This window comes from Leptospira kmetyi serovar Malaysia str. Bejo-Iso9 (assembly GCF_000243735.2).
GTDB lineage: Bacteria > Spirochaetota > Leptospiria > Leptospirales > Leptospiraceae > Leptospira > Leptospira kmetyi.
On the sequence record NZ_AHMP02000003.1, the window covers coordinates 197,813 to 216,314 of the forward strand.

An 18,502-nucleotide genomic window follows, 5' to 3' on the forward strand; every position below is an offset into this window, starting at 1 on the left:
CGAAGAGAAAGGTCGGGTCGAAACGGAATTTTTTCGGAAGTGGAAAGAGTCTATTCGTTTTGCAAAGAGCGGGATTTGTAATCAATATGCAAAAAAAGGAATAGAATTCCATACTCGAAACACAACCAGACGAAGGAATCCCGATACGGAACCGCGGAGTAGGTCGAATACGAAAAAAAGATCAGAAAGGACCATACGATCGGATAAACGTTCCCGGAAAAAATCGAAGCGACGAGCAACGGAAGAATATACCACGGATGAACCGTAGTCGAAAACAAAAGAAAGATCAGATAGATCGTTTCGATCGCCGCAAACGATGGTTTGAAACCGATCGTATCCCGTTTTTGAAACGAAAAAAAAGAAATCGCGACTAACGTGAACGCTCCGCAGATTTTTCCGGCCGCGTAAAAGTTTTCTCCGATGACCCGCAAAAATTCGCGAAGAACGTAATACGCGCTTCCGTTGAATTCGAAAAGCTGGAAAAAAACGCCCAAACCGTCCGCTTCTTGTTTGAGAATTCCTTCTCCCCAAAAGAAAAATGAAAAGGCGACTAACGCAATTCCCGCAAGAACCGAAACGAGAACGAAGATTTTTTTGCGTTTCCAAAATACAAAAAGGAAGAATGGAAGGAGGATGAGCGGCGTGATCTTTGTCAAAATTCCGCAGAGAAAAAAGAATCCGAACTTCAAGAAGTCTGCGACCCGATCCGATTCCGTCCATCGAACCGCAAACTCGACCGACGCGATCAGAAAAAATAAAAGAATCGATTCGGGATGCGCGTTCCCGGCGATTTCCAAAAGAACCAAAGGGTTCAACCAATAGATCAAAGAAAAAACGGCGGGAATTTTTCTTTTACGAAAAATCGAAAGTAAAAACCAAAGAACGCCGAGTTCGGACAAAAGAAGAAAACATTTCCAGATCAGAATTCCGATCGAAACCTTTTTCCAAAAAAGCATTCCACACGCGGAGATCCAAAAAAGAAACTGAAGGATCTGCGGATAAACGGAATAAAATTTTAAGGAATTCATTTCGATTAACAATTCCAAGAAGATCGCTCCGGTTTCCGGAGGCGCGTAGATCCACGAGAATTCTTTCGGTAAAAAGGAAAACGGAGAAAGTCCCTGCGTTCCAAGAAGACCGTCCCATAAAAAACGGTACACGTCTTCCGAAAGGATCGGATCGGAAAACAAAAGAACGACCCGGATCGTCAGACCGAAAAAGATCCAAAATCGAAACGGAATATTCAAAATATTGAATGTTTTAAGATGGCTTGAAAGTCGAAGGGCTTGTTCTCGGACGAACGAACTTGCTAAAAATTCTCCCGGAAACCGATCCGACCGAACTTTGGAAACGATGTCCTTCCAAAAGTCGGAACAACGACGTCCGAATCTTTCGGGAAAGGATTTTGTTCCGACCAAGATCCAAACATATCCGACAAATGCGGAAAGGATCGAAAGTAGCAAAAGGGTAAGATTTTTTCTTTCGCCGAAATATTGAAAGACGAGCATCGGCGAGAAAAGAACGGAAAAAACAAAAAGATAAAAAACGATTCCCGCAGATCCGAGTTTCATTTCGTAAATTGAAGTTTGCCGATCGTGTAAAGAATTTTCCAGCCCGCTCGTATGGAACCGAGAACGGTTCCGCTGACCTTGGAAGAACCGATTCTTTTTTTATAACTCACGCCGATCTCGGCGCATCGTAAACCGTATTTGGCCGCTTTCACTTGCATTTCCACAGTCCAACCGAAATTCCGATCTTGCATATTCAATTTTCTTAAAGAATCGGACCGAATCAAACGAAAGGGACCCAAATCCGTAAAACGAATTCCGTATAAAATCCGAATCAAAGTCGTGGAAAGCCAGTTTCCGAATTTTTGCACGGGCAACAAAGAACCCTTTTCCGATTTTCCCAAGGTTCTCGAACCGATCACAAGATCCGCTTGAGAATCGAAAAGTCTTCCGAGCAAAAGAACCAGCTCCGAAGGAGAATCCGAATAATCCGCGTCGAGAAACGCGATCAGATCGGGAGGATCGGAAGACTGGAAAATTCTTTCCAAACCTTTGAGACAAGCCGCGCCGTAACCGCGTTCGCCTTCATACAAAACGGTGGCCCCGTGCGAAGACGCAACCGAAGCGGTGGCGTCCTTGGAACCGTTGTCGATCACGATGATTTCCCTAAGATTCAATTCTCCGATCGCGTGCAGATCCTTTAGAACGAAGGGAAGGGACTTTTCCTCGTTTAACGCCGGTATGACGACGCTGATCGAGGGTGAATTCACAACGAACCTTGTTTAGAAATTTTGAATAGAGTTTCCCGGGACGAAACCGAGGTTTTCTTCGTATTTAAGTCGGTTTTGGATTCGTAAAACAGATTTGCAAACGGATAAAAGGATTCGATTCGTTCGAGTTTGGATCCGATTTCTTTGGAAGCGAGTTTGGAATTTTTTTTCATGTGTTCCGCGTTTTCTTTTGTTAAACGAACGTGTTTGATTCTGATAAAACCGAAACGGACGTTTTCCTTTTCCTTCCAATGCAAACTCAGATCGATCTTTCTTTTTTCACCCGAACGGATTCGATTGTCCGCGACGAGTTTCGCTTCCGGATACCATTCCCAGGTTTGTCCGATTCGAATCGTTTCCTTAGAAATTTCGCGGCCCGCTTCGTTTAACAAAATCGCTTCCACAAGAACGTGTCTTTCCGGATCTCCGGTCGGAACGGAATGCCCCGCAAATTTATTTTCCAATTCGAGTCGAACCCGGATCGAACGATTTGTAAAATCTTTTTCGGACCAAGTCGGTTCCCCGGTTTCCAGACCGGCCTTGTAATCTCCGTTCCATTGAGGTTCGAACAACTCGAACGTCTTCGGAACGCCGCCTCCGATAAACGTATGTCGATGCGAATCCCTCGGGCCGTTCGGAAAAGAATTCGGAACGATTTTACGATTTAAGGAAGGCATGTGACAACTAACGCAATCCTCTTTGCCGTAGTGGAGACTTTCCTTAAATTCTTCTCCGGTTTTAAAATAACAAACCAGGGAAGAATTGAGTTTATATTCCTGATTGTGGCAATCGTTGCAACGGGAATGAAGCGCTTCTTTGTCCTTCGTAACTGGATGAGGCGCGTTCGCTCCCGTAGGCCCGACGAGGATCGTGTTGCCGTTCGAATCGGATTTGAGATGACAGGTTCCGCAACTGACTCCTTCCTTTTCCCAGTTCGCATTAAATTTCGGGTTCGAAACGAGAACCGGTTTGAACACGTCTCCTTCCGAAAGATGGGTCGCGATCTCTTTTCTTTGACCGCTGAGCGGAATATGACAGTTCAAACAAAGCCATTGCGGAGAATTCGGTTTGGTCAACTCGGATTGAAATTGCAGGTCGCTGAACGCGTTTGCGTGTGTGGAAGTTTTCCATTCCCGGTAATGATCTTCGTGGCATTGCCCGCAGTCCTTTGCGGTCAAACCTCCGATTCCAGGAAGGGATTCTCCCACGACGACCGGTTTTGCCCAGGCTCGGCCGGGAAAACGATCTTCGACGGGGATTTTATCCGAGGTTCTGCCGCATACGAAAACACAAACGACCGTCGTCAAAATCGAAACAAGGATCGTAATTCTTCTATCTAATTTAAGAATATTCAAAAAATATAAAATTCCAAGGCTTTTTACTTACGAACGAGCGGGAAATCCTTTTCATTGCCCGAGGACCATTCCCACATCGAACCCGCGTAATTTTTCGCGTTGTAACCCTCGTTTCTGAGAATGGTGGTCACCCAGGCCGAGCGGATTCCTCCCGTACAGTAGGAAATCACGACGCTGTCTCGGGCGATCCCGAGTTCCTTGATCTTTTCCGAAATTTTTTCGGAGGAAAGAAGGGCGCCGTCTTCGTTTAACAGGTTTTTATAATATAAATGTTTTGCGCCGGGAATATGGCCGCCTCTGGATTCTCCGTAAGGGGTTTCACCCTGAAATTCCCTGTCTTCTCTCGTATCCAAGAACACATAACGTTTATTTTTGAGATTCGATCGGATCTCGGACGAGGTAGCGCTTAATTCGGAATCGAGTTGGATCTTAAAGGAACCGGTTTCTTTCGGTTCGCCCGAATTGGAAACGGGAGCGCCTAACCTCTTTAAGGCGGAATAACCTCCGTCCACAAGAAACGCAGAATGATGACCGAGGGAACGCAACATCCAAACGATTCTTCCGTCCTCTCCCCAGTTGTTTTTGGTTTCGCTTATCACCAATACGGGACGGTTGTTTCGAATTCCGTAGGCTTCCAACTTCTTTTTGATCACTTCCACGGGAAGCAGGTTGCCCTTGTGAGGAAGTTCGGAAACGGAAAATTCTTCCCAGGAAACGAAACGGGAACCGGTAATATGTTCCCGGAAAAATACGGAGCGGGGTCTCGTGTCCAGGACCAGACTTTCGGAAAGAATCGCTCTTGCTTCACCTGGGGTTAAAATCCAGGACTCGGATCTTTGGGCCCCGAGAAAAGAAGGGAGGATTAAAATGAATCCAAATAAAATGTGTTTGAGTTTCATCGCTTTCAGGGACCTTTTCAAGAAGAAGCTCATCTTCTTATAACTTAGAATAAAAAAGAATCTGGATTCTTTTGGAAAACATTGGAAAAAATTCGAAAATTCCTAGCAAGTCAAAAATTCAATATAACAGAAAATTTAATGTTATAGTAAAATAATTAAGTTATTGCAGAAAATAAAGACGATTGTTTGGTTGAAAGCAAGGTCTATACTATAGATCTGTCGTTATCCAAGAGGAGGAATCTATGATTCAAATCGGCAATTTTCCGGATTCGGTCAACGAATACGCGGCTCGATCCGTAGCCGGTCTCGTTTTTATTCTTACGCTAGCAACACTTTTGACCCAATCGGTTTGGTTGAATCTGGCGCTGCTCTACGGATTTACGGCGAGGGTTTTGTACGGGCCAAAATTTTCTCTCTTTGCGAAGATAGCAATTCATGGTATCGTACCTATGTTGAAACTGGGAAACAAAACGACGGCGGGACCGCCGAAACGATTCGCGCAATCGATCGGATTTTTGTTTAGCCTGACGTCGTTGATCCTTTTGGTTTTCGGTCAGATTTTTGCGTTTCAGATCGTGCTTGGAATTCTTTTGTTTTTCGCGGCCTTGGAATCCTTTGTCGGATTCTGCGCGGGATGTTTCGTGTTCGGATATCTGATGCGATGGGGAATTATTCCGGAGGAAGTATGCGAGAAGTGCAACAATCTCACTTTTGCTCCCAAAAAAAGCGAAGGATAACTCAAAGTCGAATGCAAAAAAGCTAAATTAGAATTTTATAAAATTATTAAAAAGGAATTACAATGTCTAAAGAGTCCTACTACGTACCGGAAGACCTCAAAAAATTCGGAAACATCGGCGAATTTCAGCCTAATCTCGCGAAAAAGTTTTTCGAATACTACGGAGACGTCTTCGCGGAGGGGGCCTTAACCGCTCGCGAAAAATCCTTAATCGCATTGGCGGTGTCGCACGCGATTCAATGTCCTTATTGTATAGACGCATATACGACCGACACTCTGGAAAAAGGTGTGAGCGAAGCTGGTCTTATGGAAGCGGTTCACGTCGCGGCGGCGATTCGGGGTGGGGCTTCTTTGGTTCATTCCGTTCAGATGATGAATAAGGTCAAAGAACTCGGAATGTAATTCGTCCCGAAAGGAGAAAGAGCACATAACGTGAAATCCTTACAATCCAGAGGAAGCGAACTCGTTTCTCCCGAAAGACAGTTTCAAGTATTGAAGGAGGTATTCTTTCATAAGAATCTTCCTTCCTTTGCGGACCAGTTGAAGAATTCGGGAGTGGGCGCTCTTCGTCCCGTTTCCACCGAAATTTTTCAGATGAATCTCGGAAAACTCTGCAATCAAACCTGCAAACACTGTCACGTGGACGCGGGTCCCGATCGAAAAGAGATCATGAGCAAGGAAACGATGCTTCATTGTTTGAGCGTTCTTGCGACCAGTCCGATTTCGACCGTGGATTTGACCGGCGGGGCGCCCGAGATGAATCCCGAGTTTCGATGGCTCGTAACCGAACTTCGTAAGCTGAATAAGAAGGTTATGGTTCGTTGTAATCTCACCATTCTTCTTGCCGGAGAAAAATACAGAAGTCTTCCCGAGTTCTACGCGGAACAAAAGGTCGAGGTAGTATCCAGTCTTCCTTATTTCGAAAAAAGAAGAACGGACGCGCAAAGAGGGGACGGAGTTTTCGAAAAGTCCATCGAAGCATTGCAAAAGTTGAATTCTCTCGGATACGGAGTTCCCGATTCGGGTTTGATTTTGAATCTCGTATACAATCCTGCGGGAGCGTTTTTGCCCGGATCTCAAGCCACTCTGGAAAATGAGTTTAAGAATTCATTGTATAAGCAATTTGGAATACAGTTCAATTCTCTTTTTACGATCACGAATATGCCCATCTCGAGATATCTGGAATATCTGCAGGAAAGCGGGAATTTGGAAGGTTATCTGGAAAAGCTTGTAACATCCTATAACCCGGTCGCGGCGCAGGGTGTTATGTGCAGGAATACGCTGAGCGTCGGATACGACGGTTCTCTTTACGATTGCGATTTCAATCAGATGTTGGAAATGAAAGTCGAAGGAAAAATTCAAAACATCCGAGACTACGACGCGAACGCATTGGAACAAAGAAACATTCGGGTTTACGAACACTGTTACGGTTGTACGGCGGGCGCGGGTTCGAGTTGCGGCGGCGCGACCGCCTGAAGCAAGGGAGAATATTCGGCTTCGATCCATCCTTCTTCGTTTTTAAAAAGTTTCGTGATTTTTTCCAGGTTTAAGAATTTTTCCTGTTTGGTGACCACTTGAGTTTGCAGGTTCTGATTGAAATGAAGAAACGGTTTTCCTTCTTTTTGCCTTGTATCGACGAAAAGATCGTGAGCTTGTTTTCTTTTGTCGACGATTCCGTTGAGTTCGTCCTTCAAAGAGGAAAAGTTTTCGAACGAGTTCTGAAGCAAACTCGAATCGAGATCGAACCCGACGGAGTTTCTGCAATTGCCGATCGCGGCGAGAGTTGTCGTTCCGGTTCCGAGAAACGGATCCAGAACCAAATCTCCTTTTAGGGAATACATCAGTATGATTCTGTTGGCGAGTTCGAAGGGATACGCGGCGCTTCTTTCGCGTCCCGCAAACGAGTTCAATCCCTGTTTTTTTCCTTTAAAGTCCCAAACGTCCGTGAACCAGGAATTTCTTTCCTCCCAGAAGAACGCGCTTTCCGCTCTGGAGAGTTTGTCCGACTTTGTGACGAACTTTCGTTTGTTATTTTTTCTGAATATTAGAATATGTTCATGTTCTAAAGTGACGTACGCTCCCGCGGGAAGCATCCCCGAACCGAGAAACTTATTGGGAGAATTGGTCTGCTTTCTCCAAAGGATTCCGGGAAGACTTTGGAAACCGATCGAATTGCAACTCCTGAGAATTCTCGCATGATTCATAAAAATCTGAAAACCGAGAGAAGTGTTTCTGGTCGCGTCGCCGATATTGACGACGAGAAAACCTCCGTCCTTCAAAACGCGAAAGGATTCTTTCCAAACTCGATCGAGTTCAAGATGCATTCTTTCGTAAGAATCGTTCGGATCGTTTTGAAAGCGTGCGCGGATCTCGGAAGAAAAACCGAAAAAGAGTTCGTCCCACATTTCGATCATGGGATACGGGGGAGAGGTCAAAACGAGATCCACCGATTCCGATTCCAAGGGAAAGGTTTCCCGAGAATCTCTGCGTTCCATTTTATGAATCGTTCGCTTCATGATCTATACAATAGAATTCGACGATCCTCGTTCTCTGTCCACTCAAAACGATCGTGGAAACGGAAACCTTTTCGATTTCGTTTTGATACGATCGCCGGATTCGTTTCTTGGATCCTTTATATCGTTTTGTTTTTGTATTGGGGTAAGGCCTCCGGTAAAACGGATCTGATTCTTTTTCTCGGAGTTTATGTTCTTCTTTTTGCAATTTCGTTTTATCCTTTATGGAAAGGCGCGCGCAGGGAAGGAGAGGCGTCTCGGCTTGAACGAAGATCGAAAAATCCAGAGATTTGGTTCTGGGGTTTACTATTTCGCATAACGTGTATTTTTGTTTTTCCGGTTTGGGAGGACGATTGGGCGCGTTTTCTTTGGGACGGTTTTGTGACGTTGGAAACGGGAACACCGTACGGAAAACCTCCTTCGATCTTTTTTTTAGAATCGAATTTGCCCGCTTGGAGCGCGGAAATTCTGAGTAGAATCAATCATCCCGACGTTCCCACGATTTACGGACCGGTTCTGGAAGTATTGTTTGCCGTGTCCGCGTTTTGTTTTCCGGGTTCCTTGTTCGGATTAAAAATATTCTATCTCGGGGTCGAAACCGGGTTTTGGTATTTTTTACAAAAACACATTCCAAGAAAAGAATTTAGAATTCTTTACTGGTGTCCTCTTCTTGTGATCGAAACGTTTGCACAAGCACATCCGGATTTTTTGGGTTTGCTTCTTATGGCGGGCGCATCCGTTCTTCATTCTCAAAAAAAGAATCTGGGTTCGGGAATTCTATTGGGGCTTGCCTGTGGAGTAAAAACGTTCGGATGGATCTTGTTTCCGTTTTTTCTCACAGATAAAACCCGAATCCGGTTTCTGTTCGGTTTTGTGAGCGCGTTCGCTTTGCCCTATCTTTTCTTTTGGTCGCGAGGCGGAGTCGGCGGTGACGGGCTTCTTGCGTTCTTGCAAGGATGGGAATTCAACGCTTCCTTTTATTCTTTGTTTAAAATTCCGTTTGCCGTTTTTTTTTCGGAGCCTTCTCTATGGGCGGGAGTTTTGTGTTTGGGTCTTTGGGGAATATTCGGAATTATGAATATTCTTTCCCACAAGAACGGAAACACCAAAGCGATCTCGAATTGTTTTCTTTGGTTTTTTCTTTTTTCTCCGGTCGTCAATTCCTGGTATTTGCTATGGGCGCTCTTTCATTGGGTTCGATATCCGATTCTTCCCGGGATCATTTTTTTAGGCGCGGTTCCTCTTTCGTATATAAGCGGGAGAACTCTTTTTGCAGAAGGTCCGCAACTGCAACTCTATGAAAATCCAATTTCTGTTCGTATTTTGGAATATTCTTTGGTCTTTCTGGGGATCGTTGTACAAGTTATTTGGCAAAAAGCTCAAAATAATAAGCAATAAATCCAATATATATATCATATGTGTATGTTATATTGAAATATCGATTGACTTTCTAATATCTTGGACGAGATTTCTAATTGGTAGATCTCAATGGGATCTGCCCTAACTCTAACTTTCTCTGAAAAAGACCCTATTCTATCCCGGGATTCCCGGGTTTTTTTTAGAATCGACAGGTGGTGTTCCGTTGCAAACGATTATGGCTCGCAGTTTAGAAAATCAAAATATATCAAATCCACCCGAAAAAGCGCCGGATGATTTTTTGACCAGTTTTCTGGGTGATAAGATTCGAAAGCGCAGACTGGAACTCGGTCTTTCCATGGAAAAGGTCGCGCAGATCGCTCAGGTAAGCCGGGGCATGTTGGGTCTGATCGAGACCGGTAAAACGACCCCGAGCATTGCCATTCTTTGGAAATTGTCCAAGGCGTTGCGGACTCAGGTTGCGGAATTCTTGCCCGATTTCTCTTTACACGGGCCGAAAATCCTCAGAAAGGAAGAATCTAAAATTCTCTCCCTACACAAGGATAAACTCAGCGCTCGTGTTTTGCATCAGGACACGGAAAATCGGATCGAATTTTTGGAAGTCACTTTGGCTCCCGGAAGTTTTCCTCCTCCTACCTGGTTTCAAAAACAAAAGATTCAAACGGTTTCTCTGGTTCAGGGCGAAGTAGGTTTCGTTTTTGCCGGGAAGAAAAATCTACTCTCTCCGGGTGATACCGCAGTTTTTCTCGCACAAGATCTCCAAGAAATTTTCAATCCTTCCGCATCCAAAGCCGTTCTGTTTTGGATCAGCTCCACTGCTAATTTATAAATCCGTTGCGTTAGTCGCTCTTTGCAAATTATATTGAACAGCTTGTAAACAAGCTTGTTCGATATAATAAATATTAATTCCGTTAAAGCAGAATTACATTGATGTTCAAACGAACCTTTCAATTGTTGGGTTAAACCTTTGGGAATTAGAAACCCCGTAGGAAAGAAAACTAACGTAAGGAAATAACCATGAAAGGCAAACTTGGATTATTCGGAATTGTGCTGGCTCTCGCGGGGTTTCTTGGAACCTGTAAGCCATCCGAAGATAAAAACGATAACAACATTCTTTTCGCGCTCGCGGCGATTGCGGCTAACGGAGTCAAAGTCAACACCGCGGCGGAACTCGCGGTCGAGTCGAACGATAACTACGACAAAAACGAATACGGTTTGGTGACGGCGACGACGATCAAACGATGGAGAAGCGATTGGGCCAATCAAAAACCGGCTTCGATTTCGGGTAACTTGATCATTCTTCAATCGACTCAAGGTTCGGTTGCGGGTCAGGAATTTGTTAAACCGACATCGGGTGTGTATGTTTATTCTTGGCCGAACGGCGGCGGAACCGATATCAACTTCAGACAAAAAAGAAACAACGGTCTTTTTGAAAACGTTCAAACGGGTCTTCCCGACGGAGCGAGAACCGATCTTTTCTTAAAGTTATATCGGATCGACTTATCCAAGGATCTCGTAGTATTCGCTTCGGGTCAGGACACAGGCGCGGGAACCGCCGCGAGTCCTAAAGGCGGAACGTATCAAACTCTCGGAAGAGGTTACTATTGGCTTCGTTATTGGGGAGCGGATTCGAAACACGTTGCCGTACTCGACGGTCCGATCGATACACAATTCTCCGCCGCTGAGTTGACGGCATCCGGTTCTGAAAGTTTACCTCCGAACGACGGAACCTATTCGGTTAAGAATTTAAGAAACGTGGACAACTCTGTTCTCGTTCAACCCGTCGAGAACGTCATCAAGATCGTTCGTAATCCGAATTCTCACGGAGTCAGCGGTCTTACTTCCTCGGTTTTTATCGCGGACGCAAGGCACAACACGACTTCCACCGAAAGAGAATTTGTCGGTACCGCGGATGGAACAGGCGCGAACGAAGTCGAATCGGGTAAGAAGGCTCTCACGGAAGGACATCTTAAGGGCGCGTTTTTCGCTCCTTGGCTTCAAGTGATCGACCAGACCACGGGGAGGTATAAATCCAAAGCCGCGTTAGCCGCTCTTTGGTCCAATCCTTCCGGCTGGGGACACGCGGAAAACGGTTCCGTAAGCGGGTATCAACAAGGTCAAACCTATCTTCACTATTGCAGAACGAACGCAAGATCCATGGTCACAGGACTTTCCACTTTTGTAATATTAGGAAGACCTACCGTATTCTACGAGAATTCCTTCATCGAATGGAACGGACTTTCGGCGAATCATCCCGATCCGACCAAAAGAACGCTTCCTTCCGGATCTCCTTTCGCTACGGACACGGTGGATTTAACCGTGAGCACCGGCGGAACGGGCGGAGGACCTACCTTCAACGCGGCGAACGCGGCGAATTATAAGGCGGTCGTCAATCCGAACGCGACGACTTCCCGTCAGACCTTGATCGACGATTGGAACTATAAAATCCAATAATCGTTGTTAGGCGATTTTGATGAGAACGGCGCCTCTTAAGAGGCGTCGTTCCTAAACTTAAAACAGAAAATCATTCGGAGAAACAGAAGTGAGACAAATCGTAATTTTAACTTTGATATTCGGCTTAACCAGCCTTTGGACCGGAACGTCTTATGCGTCCGGAGGTTTTAGCGGCGGAGGCGTGGCCCAGATCCCAAAAGGAAAGGACCGCGAAAAATACCATCTCGGTAAATCGGTATACAACCGAGAAATCGAAATTCCCGCAGGGGCGGATCCATCCAAAATACAACCGCAAAAGATCCGTTTGGAATATCTCCAAGGATCCCTCCCCAACAGCGAAAAACAAAGAGTAAATCTGGAGGAGCTTGCAGGCAAGTTGACTCCGGAACAGTTGGACGCTTTGGAATACTTCGTGAGTGTCCGTTTTAACGTGAGACTGGAAGAAAAGAAGGAATGATTCGGATTTCTTCCGCGCCTCCGTTTTAAAACACATTTAGTTTTTATTATATTAGGTATTTAGAATGAATTATAAGATTCTATGGGCGACCTTTTTGCTTACGGCCGCCTCGGCCCTGAACGCACAACAGGCATGGTCTCCGTACGAAAGACAGCTTTGGCTGAGGACGATTTTTATACACTCGGAATACGATTCCGCGTTTCTTGCAAACACAAAGGCGAATTACGACGACAACATTCGGATCAACACCGGAAACATCGTACTTGAATACGGTATCACGGATCGGCTTACGATCGATTTCGGAACCGGCTTCGGTAAATTGGGTAGGGCCAAACTCGTGGATCGTTACGGAGGTCTGATGCAGATTCCCGAAAGCCCGGACAAATACGGTTACTTGGATACCAGATTCGGAATTCGTTATAAGATTCTGGACGAGTTCGATCATGACAAGTGGTGGATTCCCACGATCTCCGTACGTGCGGGCGCGATCAAAAAAGGGGATTACGATCGTAACCCTCAATCTCTCGGAGACGGCGCAAGCGGAGGAGAACTCAACGTGTATCTCGCGAAAGATTTCGACTTTCACGGACTCGGTGCGCTTGGAGAACTCAGCTATCGAAAAAGGGAGAATCCGGTTCCCGAAGACGTTCTCTATTACGCCGGTCTCTACTTAAGATTTTTTGAAAGTTTCTTTTTTACGGTCGGAGCGAGAGGACAAAAAGGACAAGGAGGTTACGCGTTTGCTGACCCGAGACAAGCCCCTCCTTTGAACTATCTCAATCTTACCGTTCCCGATACGATTCCGGGAGTCAATCTATACGATCTCTGGATTCAAAAGGAACGCCCCGCTTGGGGAAGAAGGGAGGACTATCACAACGCGGAGGCTTCCTTGGGATTTACGGATTCGTACGGAAACTTCTACAACCTGTATTATTCCCAGACATACGCGGGTTACAACACGGCAAAACTTCAGACGATCGGGTTTATCGTAAATTTCCCGTTCAACTTATAGGAGCGACAAAAATGAGAATTCAAAAATTACTATATTCTATATTGGTCATATTCTTTGTTTTGTCCGGTTGTAAGGATAAGTCGAGCAATTACGATTTTATACCGGCCGCGTTTAAGATTCATCTTCCGATTATTTTGAAGGTCAATACCGCCGAGGAATTGGCGAGTCCTTCCGCTGAGGATTACAATCAAAACGATTTCGGTCTGGTGACTTATACGACGATCAACCGTTGGACTCAGGATTGGCCGAATCGAAAACCGGCGGGCGTTTACGGAAAGTTGTTCATCTTTCAAGTGCAGACGAGCGGAGTTCCTTCGGGTCAGTATATCTTTCCGAAGGCCGGAAGCGGTGTGAGCGTTTATCTTTTATCGGACGCGGATACGATCTTCGGTCAAACTCGAAACAACGGAGTGATCGACACGGAGACGATGGTTCCACAAGGATCTCAGATCGATTCTTTCCTGAAAAAATACGGGATCGATCTGCAAACGGATCTTGTGGTTTTTGCGGCGGACACTCCGACTTCTTCCAATCTGCAACAATCTCTTCGAGGATGGTATGCGCTTCGTTATTGGGGAGCACCCGCAAAGAGTTTAGCGATTTTGAATGGAGCCGTTTCGTATCACGCGTCTCAAGGAAATTTCTTTACGACCGTTTCCGTTTCCGCAATCAATCCGAGCGGAGGTAAGGGCGTTCAGACTCTTTTGACGGACAACACGATCTTACAATCGACTCTTGCGGACGTGCTTCACATTGTAAGAGGAGGGAACACGAATTTTTTGAAGGTGACTCCGATTCCGAGCAAGGGAGTTTTTATCGTGGATGCAAGATCGGCAGCGGAGTATGGAGGAACCGCTTCGAGCACGACGGGTCCTTCGGGAAAAACATGCGCGACTCCGCCTTGTGTGACTCCGATCGAAGGTCATATCAAAGGCGCCGCGAACATTCCGTTTGCGAATTTGCTCGTCGATACGACGGTGAGTTTTCAGTTTAAAACGAAGTCACAGATCAAAAGCGTATTCGAGGCCGCGGGGTATCAAAGCGGACAGACCGTGATCACGTATTGCAGGACCAACGTCCGGTCCACGATCACCGGATTTGCCGCGATCTCCATCATCGGAGTTCCGACCCGTTATTACGACGGATCTTGGATAGAATGGGGTTCACTTGCGACCGACAATCGAAATATCAGCGACGATCAAAAATGGTCCAACCTCGCCGCGGTTTCTCCTTGGAGAACCAACGTGAGCGCGGTTACGGATAACCTGACTTTAAACCCGGATGCGAACGTAGCGAAATACAGTTTTACCACGGCTCAATCTTTTTCCAGAGGTTCCAGTCAGTTAATCGACGAGGATAAAACCTATCTCATCACTACGAGTGGTTCCGGTTCGGGGAGCGGCGGAGGTGGCGGCGGCAGTTCGGGATCGGGAGGCGGAGGAGGCGGAAACGCTTGCGGAGGCTGAGATCGCACCGAATCTTCCATTCCGGTTTAAAAAACGTAAGAATACTTTGGATTTTTATAATATTCTTAAGTTGTAAAAAAGAATTTTTGGAGTCGCATTGGGCGACTCCAATTTCTTTCCAGGGGGAGCCGCCTTCGCATTATTCCGAACTGGAAAAAAGATTGGACCCGGAAAATTGCGGGACCTGTCACAAAGAACAATACGAAGCGTGGAGCGAAAGTTTTCATTCGAAAGCGAGCGGACCCGGTTTGCAATGGCAGTTAAAACGGATCGGCATCGAAGAATCCTCTTCCTGTTTTGCCTGCCATTCTCCCTTGATCGAAACGCAGAACTATCTTCGGGAATCCAAGTTCGGACTCTCAAAGAACCCGAGCGAAGTTTTATCGTATTTAAAAAAGGAAACGGTGGAGCGCGGAATTTCCTGCGCGTCTTGTCATGTTCGCAATCAGGTTCGTTACGGACCCCCGCCTCGAGAAGACAAACGGAACCGTTCTTCTTCGGGGTATAAGCCGCACGGAGGTTTTGTGGTTCAGAAAGAATTCGAATCTTCTCGCTTCTGTGTTTCTTGTCACGAAACTCCGGAATACGGAAAACCGGTAAACGGAAAAAGAATGATGGAAACCTATGCGGAATGGGAACAAAGCCGATATGCGAAAGAACAAATCACATGCCAAAATTGTCATATGCCCGATCGTTCTCATACCTGGAGGGGAATCCACGATCCTGTAATGACGGCTAACGCGGTGGCTTCCTCGCTCGGTTTTAAAAAGATCGAGGGAGAATGGTATGTCTACGCTTCCTTAAAAAATACGGGGGCGGGGCATCGGTTTCCGACGTATTCCGTTCCGAAAGTGTTTCTTTATTTATCCTTGTATGAAAACGGAAAACAAAAACGGATTCTTGCCGAAAAAACGATCGGAAGAGTGACGGATCTCGATCTGCAACACGAATTCGAAGACACTCGTCTCTTGCCGGACGAAGAAGTCGTTTTAAAAGAGCGTCTAACGTCAGAGGAATTTAAAACTCGTAAGGAGATTCGATTTATTGCGATCGTGGAGCCGGACGAGTTTTACGTTCGTATGTTTCAACACAACTGGGATCGCCGCAAAGAATTCGGAATTGAAGGCCGAGAGGAAAAACAATTGGAAGAGGCTTTGAAAAAGGCGAAGTCGACGCGTTATGTGCTATTTGAAAAGAAAATTCAGACTTCCTCTTTTACGGAGGGATTCTTTTCTTCGGATCTAAGCGTTTCAAAATAAGAATCGGAGATCGGAAATTCGATTCTAAAACAAGCGCCCACTGCGGACGAAACGAGTTCGATCGTACCGTCGTATTTTTCCACGATCCGTTTGCAGATATCCAAACCCAAACCGATTCCTTCTCCCTGTTCCTTAGTGGAAAAGAAAGGATCGAAGATCTTCGATTGGATTTCTTTCGGAATTCCCGGTCCGTTGTCCTGAAAGAAAATTTGAATCCGATTTCGATCGGCGATCACGGAGCCGTAGATATCCACGTTTCCGTTTCCTTCCGTAGCTTGAACCGCGTTTAGAATCATATGCGTCCAAACCTGATTGATCTCTTCCGGATCACAATCGATCGGAGGAAGATTGGCAAGATTCAAACGAAGAACCGTATCTCTTAGGGAAAGTTTCAGATTGCTGTCCAAAACCTTTTGAATCGATTTTTCGATCGGAATCGGAGTAGGAGAACGGTTCGAGGAAAGGGAAGAATAGGAACTGAGCGCGAACACGGTCTTTCTCGTTTTTTCAACCGAAAGACGCATAACGCTGATGTTTCTTAGGAAAGAAAGCGTGGAATCGATAAAACCCAAAAGTTCGAACACGTCCGGATGATTCAAAAACGGGGACCATCGTTCATGAACGTCCTGAAGTCCGAGTTCGGTCAAAAGGATCGAAATCCGTTCCGCGTGGAGAATATGATAAAAATTTAATGTTTTTTCCAGGGACTTTGCCTGTTGTCTCATCTTGAAACCGAGAGGAGGTTCCTGGGAATCCATGGCGATCGCATAGATTTCAAAAAAGGAATTCCGGTCCTCTTCGTTCAATCGGGGAATCGTGACCGAAACCTGAAAAATCTTATTCTGAAAGGATTGGGAAACGGCTTCTATGGTTTGTAAACCTGCTTTGATCGCTCCGAGAGGATTGTTGATCTCGTGCGCGATGCTCGTTACGAGTTGTCCGAGGCTCGCCCATTTTTCGGAAGAGATCAGTTTGTTCTGCGCGTTTTTCAGTTCCTGAAGAGCGTCTTCGAGTTCTTTTTTTTGGATCTCGATGATTCGAGTTCGCATTAAAATTTCGCCGTTCGCCTTTCTCAAATCCTCGGCTTGTCTCCAATCGGTTACGTCGAAAACGATTCCGGATAAGGTTCCCGAAAGTTTTTCGTCCTTGGGAGGTTCGGACATTCCCCATCCGCCTCTGGCTCGGAACCAACGAACTCCTTCGGGAAGAACGTTCGGAAAAAGGATCTCGATCTCGTTCGAATTTCCGTATACGAATTTTTGAACGTAACGAACCATCTCCATTCTTTGCGCGCGATGAAATCGTTTTAGAAAATCGCGGATTCTCATCTTTCTCGTTTCATCCACGGATAAACCGGAGATTTCCCCTTCGGGAAAGAATACGATTCCGCTTTTAAAGTCGAGCTCCCAAGTCGCCATACCCGCGCCGAGCAGGGCCATTCTCAGCTTCTGATTGTTTTTACCGATGATCGTATTCGAAAGTTGTAATTCCGCTAAGACGTTTTTTAAACTTCTCCGCATCGAATCGAGGGAATGAACCAGGGTCCCCAACTCGTTGTCCTCGGTGGGAGGAATCGCCGCGTTCAGATTTCCCTTTTCGATCTCCTTTGAAAACGCTTCCGCTTTGGAAAGTCCGTTTAAAAACCATTTTTTTAATGCGAAGTTGAGAAAACCCAGAGCGAACAACGAAAACAAAAACGTAAGAATCGCGTTTTTTAAAATCAAACCGGCGAGTTCCTCGTAAAATATCGAATGGGGAATTCCCACTTCGATAAAGAGCTCGGTTCCCGAGTTCGAAAAACGCATCGGAAGAATCGCCCTGTAATACCGTTCTTCGTCGAAGGTGGACGCGGTTTTCACTTCATTCTTCAGAAAATCGGAGGAATGCAAAGGAGGTTCTTCGCCCAAAGGAGGAGGAAGAGAGCTGAAATCGGGAAAGATGATTCTCGCGTAACCCTTTCCTTGTAAGGGCTTGAAGGACTTTATCTTTTCGGAAAAATCTTTCAACGTAAAGTCGATCCCGAGTACTCCCGCAAAAACTCCGTTTCGAATCACGGGCGTGATCAAGGAAACGATCCAGATTCTATGACCGCCCGCGTAATAAAGATAAGGGCTCATCACTACGTCGCGTTTCGTTTTTTTAGGAGTGAAATAATACGTCGTTTCGCTCGTATCTTTTTCGAAGTTCACGTTCACGTCCACGGTGAGTTCCGTGGAAGACTTGGATTTGTTCACGTAGTAGATCAATCTTCCCGTGGAGTCGTGGCCGAACGTATTTTTATACCGCGCGTCCATACCGTCGAACGCGTTCGGTTCGAAGATCGTCCAAGTTCCGAAAACGAGATCGTTCTCCCGCGTAAGTCCTTTTAAAAGTTCGAGGATTTCGGCCCGGTTTTGTTTGGAGGTTTGAACCACGTCCTTGATTCCGATCAGACGATCGAAGGGTCTTCCGAAAGAACTTTCCACTTCCCTTTGGATTCGAAGCGATTCGATGAGAACGATTCTTCTTTCGTCCTTTTTAAACTCAGTATACGTAAGGATCGATTGGGCGATCGTGATGAGCAGAAACGCAAACAACACGGCGCCGGAAAGATACAGTGTGATTTTTTTTCGGAGACTCATCAGAGTTCTTTTTCAATTCCTGGAAGATCGTAGATTTTCACGGGAATTCGACGAATGTAAAATCATTTTCGGGAC

Annotated in this window: 16 protein-coding genes; 10 read left to right on the top strand and 6 right to left on the bottom strand. The window is 45.8% G+C overall.

Features of this window, described 5'->3' with window-relative positions:
• Nucleotides 1-50 precede the first annotated feature (50 nt).
• Genes LEP1GSC052_RS03340 through LEP1GSC052_RS03355 form a run of 4 tightly spaced genes read right to left on the bottom strand, consistent with a single transcriptional unit; the run spans nt 51 to nt 4,532 of the window.
• On the bottom strand, nt 51-1,571 hold the full coding sequence (locus LEP1GSC052_RS03340; protein ID WP_020985896.1) for an MptA/MptB family glycosyltransferase: 1,521 nt from the start codon (nt 1,569-1,571) through the stop codon (nt 51-53).
• On the bottom strand, nt 1,568-2,278 hold the full coding sequence (locus tag LEP1GSC052_RS03345; protein ID WP_010574420.1) for a glycosyltransferase family 2 protein: 711 nt from the start codon (nt 2,276-2,278) through the stop codon (nt 1,568-1,570). The genes LEP1GSC052_RS03340 and LEP1GSC052_RS03345 overlap by 4 nt, the downstream gene beginning before the upstream one ends.
• Nucleotides 2,275-3,633, bottom strand: coding sequence for a multiheme c-type cytochrome (locus LEP1GSC052_RS03350; RefSeq protein WP_010574421.1), 1,359 nt, complete (start codon nt 3,631-3,633; stop codon nt 2,275-2,277). Before LEP1GSC052_RS03350 ends, LEP1GSC052_RS03345 begins: the two co-directional genes overlap by 4 nt.
• A gap of 23 nt (nt 3,634-3,656) precedes the next feature.
• Nucleotides 3,657-4,532 carry a sulfurtransferase gene (locus tag LEP1GSC052_RS03355; protein WP_040913256.1) on the bottom strand — a complete coding sequence of 292 codons (876 nt, stop codon included), beginning with the start codon at nt 4,530-4,532 and terminating at the stop codon, nt 3,657-3,659.
• Between the two features lie 242 nt (nt 4,533-4,774).
• On the opposite strand from LEP1GSC052_RS03355, the gene LEP1GSC052_RS03360 reads away from it, so the two are divergent.
• From LEP1GSC052_RS03360 to arsS, 3 genes are all read left to right on the top strand, one after another.
• Nucleotides 4,775-5,269, top strand: coding sequence for a DUF4395 domain-containing protein (locus LEP1GSC052_RS03360; protein ID WP_010574423.1), 495 nt, complete (start codon nt 4,775-4,777; stop codon nt 5,267-5,269).
• 62 nt (nt 5,270-5,331) lie between these two features.
• Nucleotides 5,332-5,670 carry an arsenosugar biosynthesis-associated peroxidase-like protein gene (locus LEP1GSC052_RS03365; RefSeq protein ID WP_010574424.1) on the top strand — a complete coding sequence of 113 codons (339 nt, stop codon included), beginning with the start codon at nt 5,332-5,334 and terminating at the stop codon, nt 5,668-5,670.
• A gap of 30 nt (nt 5,671-5,700) precedes the next feature.
• Nucleotides 5,701-6,744, top strand: coding sequence for an arsenosugar biosynthesis radical SAM (seleno)protein ArsS (gene arsS, locus LEP1GSC052_RS03370; protein ID WP_010574425.1), 1,044 nt, complete (start codon nt 5,701-5,703; stop codon nt 6,742-6,744).
• On the opposite strand, the gene LEP1GSC052_RS03375 is transcribed toward arsS, so the two are convergent.
• Nucleotides 6,693-7,784, bottom strand: a complete 1,092-nt coding sequence (locus tag LEP1GSC052_RS03375; protein ID WP_010574426.1) for a DNA-methyltransferase — start codon at nt 7,782-7,784, stop codon at nt 6,693-6,695. The two genes, arsS and LEP1GSC052_RS03375, sit on opposite strands and share 52 nt — an antisense overlap.
• A gap of 126 nt (nt 7,785-7,910) precedes the next feature.
• On the opposite strand from LEP1GSC052_RS03375, the gene LEP1GSC052_RS03380 reads away from it, so the two are divergent.
• The 7 genes from LEP1GSC052_RS03380 to LEP1GSC052_RS03410 all read left to right on the top strand — a co-directional run bounded on the left by LEP1GSC052_RS03380 (nt 7,911) and on the right by LEP1GSC052_RS03410 (nt 15,806).
• Complete coding sequence (locus tag LEP1GSC052_RS03380) at nt 7,911-9,179, top strand: glycosyltransferase 87 family protein (protein ID WP_040912805.1); 1,269 nt, start codon at nt 7,911-7,913, stop codon at nt 9,177-9,179.
• Nucleotides 9,180-9,438: 259 nt separating this feature from the next.
• Complete coding sequence (locus LEP1GSC052_RS20675; RefSeq protein ID WP_010574429.1) at nt 9,439-9,987, top strand: helix-turn-helix domain-containing protein; 549 nt, start codon at nt 9,439-9,441, stop codon at nt 9,985-9,987.
• Between the two features lie 188 nt (nt 9,988-10,175).
• The gene (locus LEP1GSC052_RS03390) at nt 10,176-11,612 is read left to right on the top strand and encodes a hypothetical protein (RefSeq protein ID WP_020985666.1); all 1,437 of its coding nucleotides are present in this window, start codon (nt 10,176-10,178) and stop codon (nt 11,610-11,612) included.
• An 88-nt stretch (nt 11,613-11,700) separates the two neighbouring features.
• Nucleotides 11,701-12,069 carry a hypothetical protein gene (locus tag LEP1GSC052_RS03395; RefSeq protein ID WP_010574430.1) on the top strand — a complete coding sequence of 123 codons (369 nt, stop codon included), beginning with the start codon at nt 11,701-11,703 and terminating at the stop codon, nt 12,067-12,069.
• Nucleotides 12,070-12,133: 64 nt separating this feature from the next.
• Nucleotides 12,134-13,081, top strand: a complete 948-nt coding sequence (locus LEP1GSC052_RS03400) for a hypothetical protein (protein WP_020985576.1) — start codon at nt 12,134-12,136, stop codon at nt 13,079-13,081.
• A gap of 11 nt (nt 13,082-13,092) precedes the next feature.
• Nucleotides 13,093-14,547 carry a rhodanese-like domain-containing protein gene (locus LEP1GSC052_RS03405; RefSeq protein ID WP_010574433.1) on the top strand — a complete coding sequence of 485 codons (1,455 nt, stop codon included), beginning with the start codon at nt 13,093-13,095 and terminating at the stop codon, nt 14,545-14,547.
• A gap of 161 nt (nt 14,548-14,708) precedes the next feature.
• Entirely contained in the window at nt 14,709-15,806 is a 1,098-nt protein-coding gene (locus LEP1GSC052_RS03410; RefSeq protein ID WP_167593875.1) for a multiheme c-type cytochrome, read from the top strand.
• Here the strand turns inward: LEP1GSC052_RS03410 and LEP1GSC052_RS03415 are convergent.
• Nucleotides 15,749-18,427 carry an ATP-binding protein gene (locus tag LEP1GSC052_RS03415; protein ID WP_010574435.1) on the bottom strand — a complete coding sequence of 893 codons (2,679 nt, stop codon included), beginning with the start codon at nt 18,425-18,427 and terminating at the stop codon, nt 15,749-15,751. The genes LEP1GSC052_RS03410 and LEP1GSC052_RS03415 overlap by 58 nt on opposite strands.
• Between the last annotated feature and the right edge of the window lie 75 nt (nt 18,428-18,502).